A 15,526-nucleotide genomic window follows, 5' to 3' on the forward strand; every position below is an offset into this window, starting at 1 on the left:
CAGGAGCAACGAAAAAAAGCGTAGTCGAGCAGAAGACAGATCAAGTTCTGACAGGAGCAACGAAAAAAAGCGCAGCCGAGTCAGAAGGTAGCATAAGTTCTGACAGGAGCAACGGAAAAAAGCGCAGTCTAGTCAGAAGGAAGCCCAAGTTCTAACAGGAGCAACGAAAAAAGGCGCAGCCGAGTCAGAAGAAAGCCCAAGTTCTGACAGGAGCAACGAAAAAAGGCGCAGTCGAGTCAGAAGGAAGCTCAAGTTCTGACAGGAGCAACGGAAAAAAGCACAGCCGAGTCAGAAGGAAGCTTGAGTTCTGACAGGAGCAACGAAAAAAAGCGCAACCGAGTCAGAAGACAGATCAAGTTCTGACAGGAGCAACGAAAAAAAGCGCAGCCGAGTCAGAAGACAACTCAAGTTCTGACAGGAGTAACGAAAAAAGGCGCAGCCGAGTCAGAAGGAAGCCCAAGTACTGACAGGAGGAACGAAAAAAAACGCAGCCGAGTCAGAAGGAAGCCCAAGTACTGACAGGAGCAACGAAAAAAGCGCAGCCGAATCAGTAGGTAGCCCAAGTTCTGACAGGAGCAACGGAAAAAAGGGCAGCCGAGTCAGAAGGAAGCCCAAGTTCTGACAGGAGCAACGGAAAAAAGCGCAGCCGAGTCAGAAGGTAGCCCAGGTTCTGACAGGAGCAACGAAATATAGCACAGCCAAGTCAGAAGAGAGCTCAAGTTCTGACAGGAGCAACGAAAAATAGCGCAGCCAAGTCAGAAGGTTGCACAAGTTCTGACAGGAGCAATGAAAAATAACGCTGCCGAGTCAGAAGACAGCTCAGGTTCTGACAGGAGCAACGAAAAATAGCGCAGCCAAGTCAGAAGGTAGCCCAAGTTCTGACAGGAGCCACGAAAAATAGCACAGCCAAGTCAGAAGGTAGCCCAAGTTCTGAAAGGCACAACAAAAAGCACACCCTAGTCACAAGACACATCTATGAGATCAGCTGGCACGCTAATATAAAGAAATCAGGTACCAATACTTAACTATTACCATTCTAAATGAAACTAAAATCATAATTTACCCGTATACTATTTTAGAACTACTTTTTAAGGATGATAACGGATGAACGAGTACGAATTAAAAGTGTTTGATGAAATAGAAGAATGGAAAAGAAAGCTTTTAAAGCGCTCTAGTTTAATGAATCGAATCTCAAAAAAAGCACAGGTGAAAATAAATAACTTAATTCCAGAAAAAGCCCATCAGATTGTAACGGAAAGTATTAAGAATATGGTAAAAGCAACATTGGTTGGGTCTAATTTAACCATGAAAAGAGGCCAAGAAACCTTTTCTTCATTGGCAGAGCAAGACCAAAAGGTAATGGAGAAAATGGCTGTCTACCGAAAAACAGCAGCTATTGAAGGTGCTGGAACTGGGGCAGGTGGGATTTTCTTAGGGTTGGCAGATTTTCCATTATTGCTTTCAATTAAAATGAAATTTTTATTTGACGCTGCAGCTGTTTACGGATTTGATCCGAATGAATACGAAGAAAGACTTTTCATCCTTCATATTTTTAAACTTGCTTTTTCAAGTGATGAGAAAAGAAGGGATACCTTTGAAATCCTTGACCAATGGGAGGATAGGAAACGTGAGCTAATTGATATGGATTGGCGAGAGTTCCAGCAGGAGTATCGAGATTATATTGATTTAGTAAAGATGTTTCAGCTTGTGCCAGGGATTGGAGCAGTTGTAGGGGCGTACGCAAATTATAACTTGCTTGAGCATCTAGGAACTACTACGATGAATGTTTATCGTTTAAGAATACTAAAAACATCCCCAAGACCTATGTGATCTGGGGATGTTTGAATGATTAAAATTCTTGATATTGTAAGGCTGCACTACCAAGCGTCTTAGCAGCAACTAATAAGGCTTTCTCATCAATATCAAATTTTGGATGGTGATGAGGATATGCTACAGGAACATTTTCTGGCCTTGCCCCAGTGAAAAAGAATGTCCCCTTTACATGTTGTAGATAATAAGCAAAATCTTCGCCACCCATTTGAGGTTCCGTTTCTTCAATGGTTGTAACAAGTTCGATTTCCTTAGCACATTTAATTAAGAACTCTGTTTCTTCTCCATGGTTTACTACAGCTGGATAGCCTCTTTCATATTGATATTTATAACTGCTATCGGAAGTATAACAAGTCCCTTTTACGACTCTTTCAATCTCAGCTTCTATAAAACTACGAACTTCCTCATTAAACGTTCTAACAGTTCCAATTAACTTAGCCTTATCCGCAATTACGTTAAACGCATTATCAGCTACGAAAGAACCGACCGTTACGACAGCGGAATCAATGGGATTAACCTTTCTGCTAACAATCTGTTGAAGGTTCACAACTAGCTGTGATGCTGTAACAATGGCATCTTTTGTTTTATGGGGTTGTGCCCCGTGTCCACCCTGTCCTTGGATCGCGATCTCAAACCGATCTGCAGCAGCCATAATTGGTCCTTTCCGATATTGAATTTTACCAGTAGGTTCCCCAGCCCATAAGTGAGTTCCAAAGATAGCGTCAACCCCTTCTAGGCAACCATCCTCAATCATAGATATTGCCCCACCAGGAGCATATTCTTCTGCATGTTGGTGAATCATAACATATGTACCTTCAAGGTCATCTTTCATTTCATGGAGAACCTTTGCCAGAACTAGTAATGTAGCTGTATGGCCGTCATGACCGCAGGCGTGCATAACTCCAGGGGTTAGGGATTTATATGGGACATCCTTTTCATCTTGAATAGGAAGGGCATCAAAGTCAGCTCTGAGTGCAATCGTTTTGCCAGGTTTCTTTCCATATACTTTCGCTACTACACCATTTCCACCGACATTTCCTCTAACTTCTACACCGATATTTTCATAGTATGAACGGATATAATTAGCCGTATTAACTTCTTGAAACGAAAGCTCAGGGTGTTGGTGTAGGTATCTTCTGATTTCAACCATCTCGTCGAAATGGCTTTCCAGTTTAGAAAAAAGCTGTTGTAACATTCTATTCTCTCCCTAATGTTCAAAATTTTTTTATTATTTAATAATTATAACATTCTTCTTGGGGGATTAGCTGAATTTTATCTTGAGTTAAGAGTAAAATAGTGAACATAGACTACATAAATATTAAGTGCAATTGTTTCTAATGTTGTAACTTGTTTACCTTAATAAGGCAATAATCTAAATTGACTTCTTGACCTCACTTTTTAGTAGTGTTAATATTCAAAAAAACGTTAAGTTCGATTTTTTAAAAAGGGCTTCTTAATAAGGAAGCTAATCCCATTCTTTTATAAAAGGGAGCGGATTGGCAATTCTTATAGTCTAGCTTATCTTTAGCGTTACACGTACAGAATTTTTTTCTTTGTAACAGATTTTTAGAGTAAAGTATTTTGGAGAAAGAGTAGGGATCGATGATGTTGAATAATAGACAAACATCTATATTACGAGAACTCATAGCTGCAGATTCTCCTATTACGAGTGAATTTTTGGCAAACATTATACAAGTTACTTCCAGAACGATCAGAAATGATATTAAAGAATTAGAATCACTAGTTGAGAAATATGGGAGCACCATTAAATCAACACGTGGAACTGGATATGAGTTAATCATCAATGATAACCAGTTATTCCGTAAATTACTGCAAGAAATCTCGCAGGATGATATATCTCGTTCTGAAGAACATCCGGATTTGCCAGAGGAGCGGGTTCAATACTTAATTAAGCGCCTATTACTTGAACCTAATTATGTAAAATTAGAAGATTTGGCAGATGAGTTATTTATTAGTAAATCAACCATTCAAAATGATTTACGTGATGTAAAGGAAGTTTTAAATAAATACGGAATTGTGTTAGATAAACGCCCTAACTATGGAATCAAACTAAAGGGCGAGGAAGTTAAGCTGCGTTTTTGTATGTCTGAGTATTTGTTTAATAGGAAAAAGACTGAGTTAGATATGATAAATGAAAGAGTATCAATTCTCCCAAATAGTGAATTGTTAGAGATAAAAAGAGTGATTCTAGAAGAAATACAAGAGCATGACATTCCTCTTTCAGATGTTGCTTTCAATAATCTTATTATCCACATCGCTATTGCCTGTAAACGAATAAGAAACCAAAACTACGTCTCCCTATATCCTGACGATTTACGCGATATTATTAACCAGAAAGAATTTGAAGTTGCTAGGAAAATTGTTGAAAAAATTGAAGTCCAACTGGATGTCGTTTTCCCTGAAGCTGAGGTTGCATATGTAGCAATCCATCTACTCGGAACGAAAATGGTTGCTGAATCTGGATTAAATGGAATAGAGGTAGAATACCTCATTAATGACGATATTCATGATTTAACCAAAGAAATCTTATTAGGTATTGAAGAAAAGCTAAACCTAGGAATACAAAATGATAAAGAGTTAAATATTGCATTAAGTCTTCATTTAAAGCCTGCAATCAATCGTTATAAATATGGGATGAACTTAAGAAATCCAATGATTGAAGAAATTAAGTCTAATTATCCTCTTGCCTTTGAAGCTGGAATTATTGCAGGGATGGTTCTCAAGAGAAAGCTTGGCATTAATATTGAAGAAAGCGAAATTGGCTATATAGCCCTTCATATCGGCACGGCGATTGAAAGAAAAAAAATGATTCATCAACCTAAAAAGTGCATGATCGTTTGTGCAAGTGGAGTAGGAAGTGCAAGGCTCCTAACGATTAAACTTCAATCTAAATTTCGCAACCAACTAGAAATTCTAGGAACGACTGAATATTATAAACTTCATGAAGTTCCATTTCATAAACTAGATTTCATAGTTAGTACTATACCAATTTCTACTCCAGTTCCCATTCCTATCATTGAAGTAAATACGATACTTGGTGGCAATGATTTTGAAAAAATTGAGATGGCACTTAGAGAAGAAAAAGAGTATTCGCTAGAATATACAAAAGAGGACTTGGTTTTTCTACAGGAGAAATTTGAAACGAGGGAAGAAGTAATTCAGTTTCTATGTGGAAAATTAGAATCAAAAGGGCTAGTAGATGATACATTTTTCCATTTGGTTATGGAAAGAGAAAAAATTTCTTCGACTGCTTTTGGGAATCTAGTTGCAATTCCTCACCCAATCATGCCAAAAACAGATTCAACGTTCTGGACTGTTTGTACGCTTCAGAAGCCGATTGAATGGGGTGGGAAACGTGTTCAATTTGTTTGTTTACTATGTGTGCAAAAAGAAAACGAAACTGACTTAAAGAAGATGTACGATTTACTGATTAAAGTGATAGATAACGAAAAAATTGTACAGCAGCTCTTAAAATGTACGAATTATAAACAATTTATTAATATTTTTTTACAATAGGACAATAGAACAATCTTACATTTAAAATCCCTATGGAAACCCAGGGGATTTTTTTATTGATATAATTATTTGAAGATTTAGAGTATTTAAACAACTATTTCCTTTAGGCAACGGAAAAAAATTATGTGTTAATGTAAGCGTTTACAAAATAGGATGAAATTACAACTAGAAACAAAAACTGGCATTGATAAAATTCATTACAAGGGGGAAGTGCATGAATATTTTATTATGTTGTGCAGCTGGTATGTCTACAAGTCTTTTGGTAACGAAAATGGAAAAGGCGGCAGCAGAGCAAGGGAAGGAATGTAAAATCTGGGCAGTATCGGGTGATGCAGTAAAAAATCATATTGACCAAGCTGATGTGTTATTAATTGGACCGCAAGTACGTTACATGCTGCCACAGTTAAAAAAGGTTGGTGAAGAGAAGGGCATTCCTGTTGATGTTATTAATACTGTTCACTATGGTACTTGTAACGGAGCAGAGGTTTTAAAGTTTGCTTTTCAGTTAGTCACTAAATAGGGGAGTGATCAATTATGAGTAAAGTGAATGATATATTAGAGAATAAGGTCATGCCTGTTGCGGGGAAAATTGCTGCACAACGTCACCTTCAAGCATTGCGTGACGGATTAATTTTAACAATGCCATTAATTATTGTCGGGTCCTTATTTTTAATTTTAGGTTTTCTTCCAATCCCAGGTTACACAGAATTTATGGCTTCAACTTTTGGAGATGCATGGCTAACGAAACTATTATATCCAGTTGGAGCAACCTTTGATATTATGGCACTAATAGCCGCTTTTGGAATCGCTTACAGACTCGCCGAAAAATATGATGTAGATGCTCTCTCGGCAGGTGCAATCTCAGTGGCAGCATTCCTATTGGCTACTCCTTATGAAATTTCTTTCACCCCTGAAGGTGCAACAGAGGCAATGATCGTTGGGGGAGCAATTCCTTCAGCCCTAATGGGAAGTAAAGGGCTATTCGTAGCCATGTTAATCGCTATGCTTTCAACAGAAATTTATCGTTTCATTATTCAAAAGAAAATTGTTATTAAGATGCCTGACGGTGTTCCGCCGGCTGTAAGTAAATCCTTCGTAGCACTTATTCCTGGATTTTTTGTTATTGGTATTATATGGTTATTACGTCTGATTGTCGAGCAAACCGATTTTGCAAGCTTACACAACATTGTTGGAGTAATTTTAGGAAAGCCACTTGGTGTATTAGGTGGAAGTTTAATTGGAAGTCTGTTAGCTGTTTTCTTAGTACAGTTGCTTTGGTCTTGTGGGTTACATGGAGCCTCTATTGTAGGGGGAGTAATGGGTCCGATCTGGTTAGCATCAATGGATGAAAACCGTATTGCTTTCCAAGAGGGCGCATCAGATTTACCAAATATTTTCACAGCCCAATTCTTTGATATCTTTATCTACATTGGTGGAAGTGGAGCAACGTTAGGACTTGTAATTGCTATGTTGTTCTGGGCGCGAAGTCAGCAGATGAAACAGCTTGGGCGGTTAGCTATAGCTCCTGGTTTATTTAATATCAATGAACCAATCACATTCGGTATGCCGATTGTTATGAACCCTCTGATGATTGTTCCGTTTGTATTAGCTCCGCTTGTAACAGTTATTATCACCTATGTTGCCATGTCAACTGGATTGGTTGCTAGACCAGCAGGGATTGCGGTTCCATGGACTATGCCACCGATTATTGGAGGATATTTAGCTGCTGGTGGGAAAATTTCAGGTGCGGTATTACAATTAGTTAACTTTGTCGTAGTGTTCGCGATTTACTATCCATTCTTTAAGATATGGGATCGTCAAAAGCTTGCGGAGGAACAAGGAACAATTTCCTCAAGCACATCTGATAATAATTTAAAAGCTTAGGAGAGAACAATGACTAAATTAATCATTAATGCAGACGACTTTGGATACTCAAAAGGAGTTAATCTTGGAATCATTGAAGCATATAAAAATGGAGTTGTTACATCTGCAACGATGATGACAAACATGCCGGGAGCTGCTCATGCAGCAGCTCTAGCATTAGAAAATCCAGATCTTGGTGTGGGAGTTCACCTTGTATTAGACTGTGGACGCCCGGTAAGTGATTCGGTTCCGTCTTTAATAAATGAAAATGGTGACTTTCACAAGATAGATGGCCTAGAGAAATATGCTGAACTATCTGATATCGAAAAAGAATACACATGTCAAATTGAGAAGTTCCTCTCTCTTGGATTAGTGCCAACACATCTTGATAGCCATCATCATTTACATGGACATAAGAAGATTTATCCGATTGTTGAAAAGCTTGCTCAAAAGTATAATCTACCTGTTCGTAAGGTATCAGCCGAGCAAGGTCATTCAAGTAATTCGAACCTAAAAATGGTTAACTATTTTAATCATGAATTCTTCGGTGATGACTTAACAACCGAGCTTTTTATCGAGATTATAAATAAAACACTTTCATATGAGATTTCAGAGGTCATGACTCACCCTGCTTTTATTGATGAGTCAATTTTAAGAGGCAGTTCTTACGCTCTTCAAAGAGTTAGAGAGTTAACAATCCTAACAAGTGAAGAGGTTAAAGAAGCAATCGTAAATAAAAAAATTGATCTAGCTACTTATAAAGAGGTCTCCCATCAATCTCTTGTTTAAAGGAGAGATAATTATGTCTAATCAAGAAGAAGTCATCTTCCAAATTATCCTTCATGGAGGAAATGGAAGAAGTGCAAGCATGGAGGCAATAGCAGCAGCTAAACAAGGGAAGTTTAGTGAGGCTAAAGAGAAGTTAACAGAAGCTAGTGAGGAATTGGCACAAGCGCATCATATTCAAACTTCTCTGATCCAAGGGGAAGTAAGAGGGGAAAAAAGTGAGATTTCTCTCTTGATGATTCATGCACAAGATCACTTAATGAATGCCATAACGATGAAAGATTTGGCTACTGAAATTGTTCATTTACATGAGAAGATAGGTTAGTTGCAACTTGGTGATTTAGGAACTGAAAATGAATGCGTTAACCATGAGTACTGAAACTTGAACTGGATGGCCCGTGGTGATATAGGAGTTAAATATGAGCTTATACACCTTCAAAAATGAAAAACGGAAGAATGAAGGTGTGATAGGAGAGTTCCGACACCTTCAAAAATGAAAAGCGGAAGAATGAGGGTGTGATAGGAGAGTTCCGACACCTTCAAAAATGAAAAACGGAAGAATGAAGGTGTGATAGGAGAGTTCCGACACCTTCAAAAATGAAAAACGGAAGAATGAAGGTGTGATAGGAGAGTTCCGACACCTTCAAAAATGAAAAACGGAAGAATGAAGGTGTGATAGGAGAGTTCCGACACCTTCAAAAATGAAAAACGGAAGAATGAAGGTGTGATAGGAGAGTTCCGACACCTTCAAAAATGAAAAGCGGAAGAATGAGGGTGTGATAGGAGAGTTCCGACACCTTCAAAAATGATAAACCGGAGAATGAAGGTGTCATAAGAGAGTTTTGATACCTGAGAGAGAGGCGAATCAATTTCCACACTCAGGGTATCAAACTAGACAATGCCACCGAGATAGTTTACTTAAGATTAGTAAATGATTCGGCAAAAAGACATTGTAAGAGTAGAAACTCTCTATAAATACCTTGGAGGTGTAGACATGACAAAGGGTGTTAAGATCGTAACCATTGGTGGAGGCTCTAGCTATACCCCAGAATTGGTAGAAGGTTTCATAAAAAGATACCATGAGTTACCTATAAAAGAATTATGGCTTGTTGATATACCAGAAGGTGAGGAGAAACTCAACATTGTAGGTACCTTAGCTAAAAGAATGGTAGAAAAATCAGGCCTTCCAATCGATGTTCATTTAACCCTAGACAGGCGTGAAGCTTTAAAAGACGCTGATTTTGTAACCACTCAATTCAGAGTTGGTCTACTAGATGCTCGGGCTAAAGATGAAAGCATTCCCCTTAAATATGGGGTTATCGGTCAAGAAACAAATGGACCTGGCGGGTTATTCAAAGGGTTGCGGACAATTCCCGTTATTTTAGATATATGCAAAGACATGGAAGAACTGTGTCCTAATGCTTGGTTGGTTAATTTTACGAATCCAGCAGGAATGGTAACAGAGGCTGTGTTGAGATACACGAATATCAATAAAGTTGTTGGGTTATGCAATGTACCAGTTGGTATAAGAATGGGTATTGCAAAGGTATTAGGGGTTGAGGCTAATCGAATTCAAATAGATTTTGCTGGTTTAAATCATATGGTTTATGGACTAGATGTTTTCCTAGATGGGGAGAGCATATTAGAAGATTTAATTGATAAATTAACTAGTAACAATGAGTCAGGTGTTACTATGAAGAATATCGTAGATCTTGGTTGGGAACCTGATTTCATCAAAGGATTGAAAGTGATTCCTTGTCCATATCACCGCTATTATTATCAAACAAGTAGAATGTTGGAAGAAGAACTAGAAGCTTCAAAAACAGTAGGTACACGTGCTCAAGTTGTGAAGCAAGTGGAAAAAGAATTATTCGAATTGTATAAGGATCCAAACCTAAATATTAAGCCACCTCAATTAGAAAAACGTGGTGGAGCATATTATAGTGATGCTGCTTGTAGTCTTATAAGCTCTATTTACAATGATAAGCAAGACATTCAAACCGTAAATACGAGAAACAATGGTGCAATAGCAAGTATTCCAGATGATTCAGCTATTGAAATAAACTGTGTCATTACGAAAGAAGGACCAAAACCAATTGCGGTAGGAGACCTTCCTGTTGCCGTAAGAGGGCTTGTCCAGGAAATAAAGTCCTTTGAACGGATTGCTGCTGAGGCAGCTGTAACAGGTGACTACAATACTGCTCTTTTAGCAATGGTTATCAATCCATTAGTTCCTTCTGATAAAATTGCAAAACAAATTCTAGATGAGATGCTAGAGGCACATAAGGACCATCTTCCTCAATTTGCAAATTCCATTAAGGTTTAATAAGAAAAACCAGGCTGCAATGCAACCTGGTTTTCTTATGGTTATACATTCAGAAACTTCACACAAACTGGATCAGGAACGGTGATGTCAGATTGTAAAAGAGACAGTTTTCCGCTGGATGTATCCCTTTTGAACAAGACAAGATTACTTGATTCTTGATTAGAAGCAACCAAGTAATTTTCTGAAGGATCTAGAGCAAAATCACGAGGCCAGTTACCTTCTGTTGAAGTATGCTCAATAAATGTCAACTCTCCAGATTCTTGATGAACATTAAATACCGTGATACTGTTGTGACCTCTATTACCCGCATAAATAAATTTCCCGTCAGAAGAAATATGGATAGCGCTTCCTTGATTATTTTCTGAGAAATCTGATGGAATGGTAGAAATGGTTTGCAATATCTCGAAGCTTCCATTATCACTGTTATAGCGCAACAAAACTACTTCTGAACTAAATTCAGTCATGATATAAGCAAACAGATTGTTAGGATGGAAAACGAGATGTCTAGGACCACTTCCTGGTTTAAAATCTAAACGGTTTACCTCATGTAATTCTCCGTTTGCATTTACTGTATACGTAAATAACTTATCTGCTCCAAGTTCAACTGCTGTCACATATTTTTCATCAGGTGTAAAAGCTGCATAGTGTGTATGCGGCTTTTCTTGTCTAGGATCTGGTCCGGAACCTTCATGTTTTACAGTAGAAGAAACGGGATTTAATGACCCATCTTTGTTAATTAGAAAAGATTCCACAGATCCTTTATGGTAATTAGATGTAAACACATTATGATTACCTCTGCCTACACTTACATGACACGGAGGCGCACCTTCAGCTAATTGACTATTTAGTGCAGTAAGTTCACCAGTTTGATTATTTACGGAGTAGGATGCAACTCCTCCTAAATCCCCCTCTTTTATCACTGAATAAACAAATTGATTATCTTGGCTTACGGCCAAATATGTAGGATTATCTAGTTCTGCAGCAACTTTAACGTTTGTTATCGTTTCAGAATCCGTATCTAAAGAGAAAGAGTAAATTCCTTTACTTTCGCCTTTTGTATATGTACCAACATATCCTAAGAATTTCTTGTTATTTGACATACGATTCTACCTCCTGAATTTAATGAATTAGATTATAACATGATTTGTTTTAGAAGTTCGATAATTAGGTCTACTTATATTTTTGTTCATAAAGGAAAAGATATTCTAGAGATTCAGTTATTGATTTCCTATTTGAAAGTTATAAAACATTGTAAATGGGATTCAAAGGAAATCAATTTTTAAATAGGAAAGCATGAATGATAGAAAGCCTTTTTCTTCAGCTACTGTGCAATTCTATTACTATTTTAATTTCTATGAATATCATTTCCGTTGCATTTATGAAAGCGCTTAATCATTTCCGTTGTGTAACGGAAAAAAGCTAGATTTAAATGAAAACGTTTTTAACCTACAATAAAGACATCAAGAAGAGAGCGAAAAACAAGAAGTTACAAAATGAAAGTCTTCTTGGTACAGCAATAATAACTTAATTCAATTTATTCTTATAAAATTCTTAGGAGGAGTACTCAAAAATGAAAAATATCCTATTATGTTGTGCAGCAGGTATGTCTACTAGTTTACTAGTTACTAAGATGGAAGCAGCAGCAAAAGAACAAGGTATCGAGTGTAAAATCTGGGCAGAAAGCGCGGATGCAGTAAAGAGTCACATTAATAACGCAGATGTACTATTACTAGGACCTCAAGTTCGTTACCTATTACCACAGATGAAAAAATTAGGTGAAGAAAAAGGAATCCCAGTTGATGCAATCAATCCAGTTCATTACGGAATGTGTAATGGTCCAGAAGTATTAAAAACAGCTCTAAACTTAATTAATAGCTAATAGAAGGAGTGACAAAAAATGAATGGATTTTTAAAGTTTCTTGAAGAGAAATTTATGCCGTTCGCAGGTAAATTAGCCGCTCAAAAACACCTTGGTGCTCTAAAAGACGGTATTATCCTAGCGATGCCAATGATTATTATCGGTTCGTTCTTCTTAATCTTAGGTTTCATTCCAATCCCTGGATACAATGAATTTATGGCAAGCACGTTTGGTGATCAGTGGTTAGCTAAGCTTATGTATCCTACGGACGCAACGTTCAATATGATGGGTCTTATCGCAGCATTCGGTATAGCATACCGGTTAGCAGAAAGTTATAATATCGACGCTGTAACTGCCGGTGTTATCTCTCTCTGTGCGTTCTTACTAGCAACACCGTTTAACGTCCCTTTTACTCCAGAAGGAGCAACTGATGCAGTAGCTGTAGGTGGAGCAATCCCAGTAGCGTTAATGGGAAGTAAAGGTCTATTCGTAGCAATTCTTATCGGTTTATTCTCTACAGAAGTTTACCGTTTTATCCTTAAGAAAAATATCGTTATTAAAATGCCTGACGGAGTTCCGCCAGCAGTAAGTAAATCTTTCGTAGCACTTATCCCAGGTTTTGTAGTAGTTCTAATTGTTTGGGTTATCCGTCTAGTAATCGAATACTTCGGTATCGCAAGCATTCATGATGTAGTTCAATTAGTTTTAGGTGGACCACTTGGAGTATTAGGTGGAAGCTTAATCGGATCAATCGCTGCATATATGTTAATTATGCTTTTATGGTCAGCTGGTCTTCACGGTACAAACATCGTAGGTGGGGTATTAAACCCTGTTTGGTTAATGGCAACTGAAGAAAACCAATTAGCTTTCCGTGCAGGTGAAGAGTTACCAAATATCTTAACTGCTCAATTCTTTGAAGTATTCATCAACATCGGTGGTACTGGTGCAACTTTCGGTTTAGTATTAATCATGCTATTATTCGCAAAATCTCAACAAAATAAGCAACTTGGTAGACTAGCAATTGGACCAGGTACATTTATGATCAACGAACCAGTTATTTTCGGGGTACCAATCGTAATGAACCCATTACTAATCATCCCGTTCTTCTTGACTCCAGTTGTGTTAATTATCGTAACTTATTTCGCAATGAGCACTGGCCTTGTAGCAAAACCAATCGGTGTTGCGATTCCATGGACAACTCCACCACTTATCGGAGGATTCTTAGCAACTAACAGCATCACTGGTGCTATTATGCAAGCTGTCAACATTGCCATTGCTTTCATGATCTACTTCCCATTCTTCAAAATGTGGGATGTTATGAAGAAGAAAGAAGAAGATGGATTGTCAACAACTTCAGAAAAAACTGCAGTTTAATATCTAATAAAACAACATCAAATTGTCCCCACTTAACGATAAGTTAGTGGGGATAATCGTTAAAAGATAAATGTCTATAAGCTACGCTGAATATGATTTAAAGAGAAAATGGGTAATGGTAGAGGAGGAAATAGTCATGGAAAACAACTTAGAAGGTATCATTTTTCAAATCATCTTACATGGTGGAAACGGAAAGAGCTCAGCGATGGAAGCAATCATGGCTGCAAAACAAGGTGATTTTGAAGGAGCACGTGCTAAAATCCAAGAAGCTGCTGAAGCTTTAAACGAAGCACATAAATTTCAAACGAACTTAATACAAGGTGAAGTAAGAGGAGAGAAAACAGAAGTTTCTCTATTAATGGTACACGCTCAGGACCATTTAATGAATGCAATCACAATTAAAGATCTAGCAAATGAGTTCGTTGATTTATACGAAACAATTAAGTTAGAGAAAGTTTCAAGCTAATTTCATAAATCACTCGAGAACGAACAGATACTAGAACTTTCTGATAAGGTTTTTTAAACTATTTATCACTGTTATAGTTTATCTTTCGTTCTCATTTTTAAAAGGATTAGAAAATGGATTTGGAGGGAATATCATGAAAAAAGGAATTAAAATCGCTACCATTGGTGGTGGCTCAAGTTATACTCCAGAATTGGTAGAAGGTTTCATTAAGAGATACGACGAGTTTCCGGTAAGTGAACTATGGTTAGTTGATATAGAAGCAGGTAAAGAGAAACTAGAAATCGTTGGTAACTTAGCTAAGCGTATGGTGGAGAAGGCAGGACTTCCAATCAATGTTCATTTAACTCTAGATCGTAGAGCAGCTTTAAAGGACGCGGATTTTGTAACAACACAATTCCGTGTTGGGTTGCTAGAAGCTCGTGCAAAAGATGAAAGAATCCCACTGAAATATGGTGTACTTGGTCAAGAAACAAACGGACCTGGTGGATTATTCAAAGGCTTACGTACAATCCCTGTCATTTTAGATATTTGCCGTGATATGGAAGAGTTATGTCCGGATGCATGGTTAATTAACTTTACGAACCCTGCTGGTATGGTTACAGAAGCAGTTCTTCGCTACTCAAACATTAAAAAAGTGGTTGGATTATGTAATGTTCCAATCGGAATTGAAATGGGCGTTGCCAAATTATTAGACGTTGACCACTCTAGAATCCACATTGACTTCGCTGGATTAAACCACATGGTTTATGGCTTAGATGTGTATGTAGATGGAGTGAGCGTAAAAGACAAAGTAATAGATCTATTAACTGATCCTAATAACTCTAGCTTTGTTAAAAATATTCAAGGTTTAGGCTGGGAACCAGGTTTTATTAAAGCATTGAATGTACTTACTTGTCCGTACCATAACTATTACTACAAAACGAGAGAAATGATTGAGAAAGATTTAGTAAATGCAGAAAATGAAGGAACTCGTGCTGAAGTAGTTCAAAAATTAGAAACTGAGCTATTTGAATTATACAAAGATCCGAACTTAAACATCAAACCACCTCAATTGGAGAAGCGTGGTGGTGCATATTATTCTGATGCAGCCGTTCGTTTAATCACATCTATCTATAATGATAAGCGTGATATTCAACCAGTAAACACGATGAACCGTGGTGCAATTGCAAGCATTCCTTACGATTCTGCAGTTGAAGTAAGCTGTGTCATTACAAAAGATGGTCCAAAACCTATTTCAGTTGGAGATCTTCCAGTAGCTGTTCGTGGATTAGTTCAGCAAATTAAGTCATTTGAAAGAATCGGTGCTGAAGCAGCTGTGACAGGAGATTACAACACAGCATTACTTGCTTTGACCATCAACCCGTTAACTCCATCTGATAAGATTGCCAAAGAAATCATTGATGAAATGATGGAAGCACACAAGGAACATTTACCTCAGTTTTTTTCAAAGGTTGAAGCATAATTAAGTTTATTAGTTAAAAAATAT

13 protein-coding genes are annotated in these 15,526 nt (G+C 37.6%); 11 read left to right on the forward strand and 2 right to left on the reverse strand.

The features are described from left to right. The first annotated feature begins 1,104 nt into the window (after positions 1 to 1,104). On the forward strand, positions 1,105 to 1,830 hold the full coding sequence (locus ACFYKX_RS06425; protein ID WP_389359236.1) for an EcsC family protein: 726 nt from the start codon (positions 1,105 to 1,107) through the stop codon (positions 1,828 to 1,830). A 19-nt stretch (positions 1,831 to 1,849) separates the two neighbouring features. Here the strand turns inward: ACFYKX_RS06425 and ACFYKX_RS06430 are convergent, their stop codons facing one another. Then, entirely contained in the window at positions 1,850 to 3,025 is a 1,176-nt protein-coding gene (locus ACFYKX_RS06430) for a M20 family metallopeptidase (protein WP_389359238.1), read from the reverse strand. Positions 3,026 to 3,435: 410 nt separating this feature from the next. Between ACFYKX_RS06430 and ACFYKX_RS06435 the strand changes: the two genes are divergently transcribed. The 6 genes from ACFYKX_RS06435 to ACFYKX_RS06460 all read left to right on the forward strand — a co-directional run bounded on the left by ACFYKX_RS06435 (position 3,436) and on the right by ACFYKX_RS06460 (position 10,342). Next, positions 3,436 to 5,367, forward strand: a complete 1,932-nt coding sequence (locus ACFYKX_RS06435; RefSeq protein WP_389359817.1) for a BglG family transcription antiterminator — start codon at positions 3,436 to 3,438, stop codon at positions 5,365 to 5,367. Positions 5,368 to 5,581: 214 nt separating this feature from the next. Beyond that, positions 5,582 to 5,887, forward strand: coding sequence for a PTS sugar transporter subunit IIB (locus ACFYKX_RS06440; protein WP_389359240.1), 306 nt, complete (start codon positions 5,582 to 5,584; stop codon positions 5,885 to 5,887). Between the two features lie 14 nt (positions 5,888 to 5,901). Beyond that, on the forward strand, positions 5,902 to 7,251 hold the full coding sequence (celB, locus tag ACFYKX_RS06445) for a PTS cellobiose transporter subunit IIC (protein ID WP_389359241.1): 1,350 nt from the start codon (positions 5,902 to 5,904) through the stop codon (positions 7,249 to 7,251). Positions 7,252 to 7,260: 9 nt separating this feature from the next. Further along, a complete protein-coding gene (gene chbG, locus ACFYKX_RS06450) occupies positions 7,261 to 8,019 on the forward strand; it encodes a chitin disaccharide deacetylase (RefSeq protein WP_389359243.1) in 759 nt (252 codons plus the stop codon). Between the two features lie 10 nt (positions 8,020 to 8,029). Continuing rightward, positions 8,030 to 8,341 carry a PTS lactose/cellobiose transporter subunit IIA gene (locus tag ACFYKX_RS06455; protein WP_389359819.1) on the forward strand — a complete coding sequence of 104 codons (312 nt, stop codon included), beginning with the start codon at positions 8,030 to 8,032 and terminating at the stop codon, positions 8,339 to 8,341. Between the two features lie 669 nt (positions 8,342 to 9,010). Beyond that, complete coding sequence (locus ACFYKX_RS06460; protein ID WP_389359245.1) at positions 9,011 to 10,342, forward strand: 6-phospho-beta-glucosidase; 1,332 nt, start codon at positions 9,011 to 9,013, stop codon at positions 10,340 to 10,342. A gap of 41 nt (positions 10,343 to 10,383) precedes the next feature. On the opposite strand, the gene ACFYKX_RS06465 is transcribed toward ACFYKX_RS06460, so the two are convergent. Next, a complete protein-coding gene (locus tag ACFYKX_RS06465; RefSeq protein WP_389359247.1) occupies positions 10,384 to 11,442 on the reverse strand; it encodes a lactonase family protein in 1,059 nt (352 codons plus the stop codon). A 470-nt stretch (positions 11,443 to 11,912) separates the two neighbouring features. Here ACFYKX_RS06465 and ACFYKX_RS06470 point away from each other — a divergent pair, with 470 nt between their 5' ends. The 4 genes from ACFYKX_RS06470 to ACFYKX_RS06485 all read left to right on the forward strand — a co-directional run bounded on the left by ACFYKX_RS06470 (position 11,913) and on the right by ACFYKX_RS06485 (position 15,502). Then, positions 11,913 to 12,221, forward strand: a complete 309-nt coding sequence (locus ACFYKX_RS06470) for a PTS sugar transporter subunit IIB (protein WP_389359248.1) — start codon at positions 11,913 to 11,915, stop codon at positions 12,219 to 12,221. An 18-nt stretch (positions 12,222 to 12,239) separates the two neighbouring features. Beyond that, positions 12,240 to 13,574, forward strand: a complete 1,335-nt coding sequence (celB, locus tag ACFYKX_RS06475) for a PTS cellobiose transporter subunit IIC (RefSeq protein ID WP_389359250.1) — start codon at positions 12,240 to 12,242, stop codon at positions 13,572 to 13,574. A 136-nt stretch (positions 13,575 to 13,710) separates the two neighbouring features. Next, positions 13,711 to 14,040 (forward strand): PTS lactose/cellobiose transporter subunit IIA, encoded by a 330-nt coding sequence (locus tag ACFYKX_RS06480; RefSeq protein WP_389359252.1) that lies wholly within the window; start codon positions 13,711 to 13,713, stop codon positions 14,038 to 14,040. A 133-nt stretch (positions 14,041 to 14,173) separates the two neighbouring features. After that, positions 14,174 to 15,502 (forward strand): 6-phospho-beta-glucosidase, encoded by a 1,329-nt coding sequence (locus ACFYKX_RS06485; protein ID WP_389359254.1) that lies wholly within the window; start codon positions 14,174 to 14,176, stop codon positions 15,500 to 15,502. The last annotated feature ends 24 nt before the right edge of the window (positions 15,503 to 15,526 follow it).

Origin of the sequence: Cytobacillus spartinae, from assembly GCF_042865285.1 — a bacterium.
Classification (GTDB): Bacteria; Bacillota; Bacilli; order Bacillales; family Cytobacillaceae; genus Robertmurraya_A; species Robertmurraya_A spartinae.

Excerpts from the sequence above, each read along its gene's own strand:
- ACFYKX_RS06465 (WP_389359247.1), bottom strand. The coding sequence starts at position 11,442 with ATGTCAAATAACAAGAAATTCTTAGGATATGTTGGTACATATACAAAA.
- ACFYKX_RS06485 (WP_389359254.1), top strand. The coding sequence starts at position 14,174 with ATGAAAAAAGGAATTAAAATCGCTACCATTGGTGGTGGCTCAAGTTAT.
- ACFYKX_RS06430 (WP_389359238.1), bottom strand. The coding sequence starts at position 3,025 with ATGTTACAACAGCTTTTTTCTAAACTGGAAAGCCATTTCGACGAGATG.
- celB (WP_389359250.1), top strand. The coding sequence starts at position 12,240 with ATGAATGGATTTTTAAAGTTTCTTGAAGAGAAATTTATGCCGTTCGCA.
- ACFYKX_RS06425 (WP_389359236.1), top strand. The coding sequence starts at position 1,105 with ATGAACGAGTACGAATTAAAAGTGTTTGATGAAATAGAAGAATGGAAA.
- ACFYKX_RS06435 (WP_389359817.1), top strand. The coding sequence starts at position 3,436 with ATGTTGAATAATAGACAAACATCTATATTACGAGAACTCATAGCTGCA.
- chbG (WP_389359243.1), top strand. The coding sequence starts at position 7,261 with ATGACTAAATTAATCATTAATGCAGACGACTTTGGATACTCAAAAGGA.
- ACFYKX_RS06460 (WP_389359245.1), top strand. The coding sequence starts at position 9,011 with ATGACAAAGGGTGTTAAGATCGTAACCATTGGTGGAGGCTCTAGCTAT.
- ACFYKX_RS06440 (WP_389359240.1), top strand. The coding sequence starts at position 5,582 with ATGAATATTTTATTATGTTGTGCAGCTGGTATGTCTACAAGTCTTTTG.
- ACFYKX_RS06470 (WP_389359248.1), top strand. The coding sequence starts at position 11,913 with ATGAAAAATATCCTATTATGTTGTGCAGCAGGTATGTCTACTAGTTTA.
- celB (WP_389359241.1), top strand. The coding sequence starts at position 5,902 with ATGAGTAAAGTGAATGATATATTAGAGAATAAGGTCATGCCTGTTGCG.
- ACFYKX_RS06480 (WP_389359252.1), top strand. The coding sequence starts at position 13,711 with ATGGAAAACAACTTAGAAGGTATCATTTTTCAAATCATCTTACATGGT.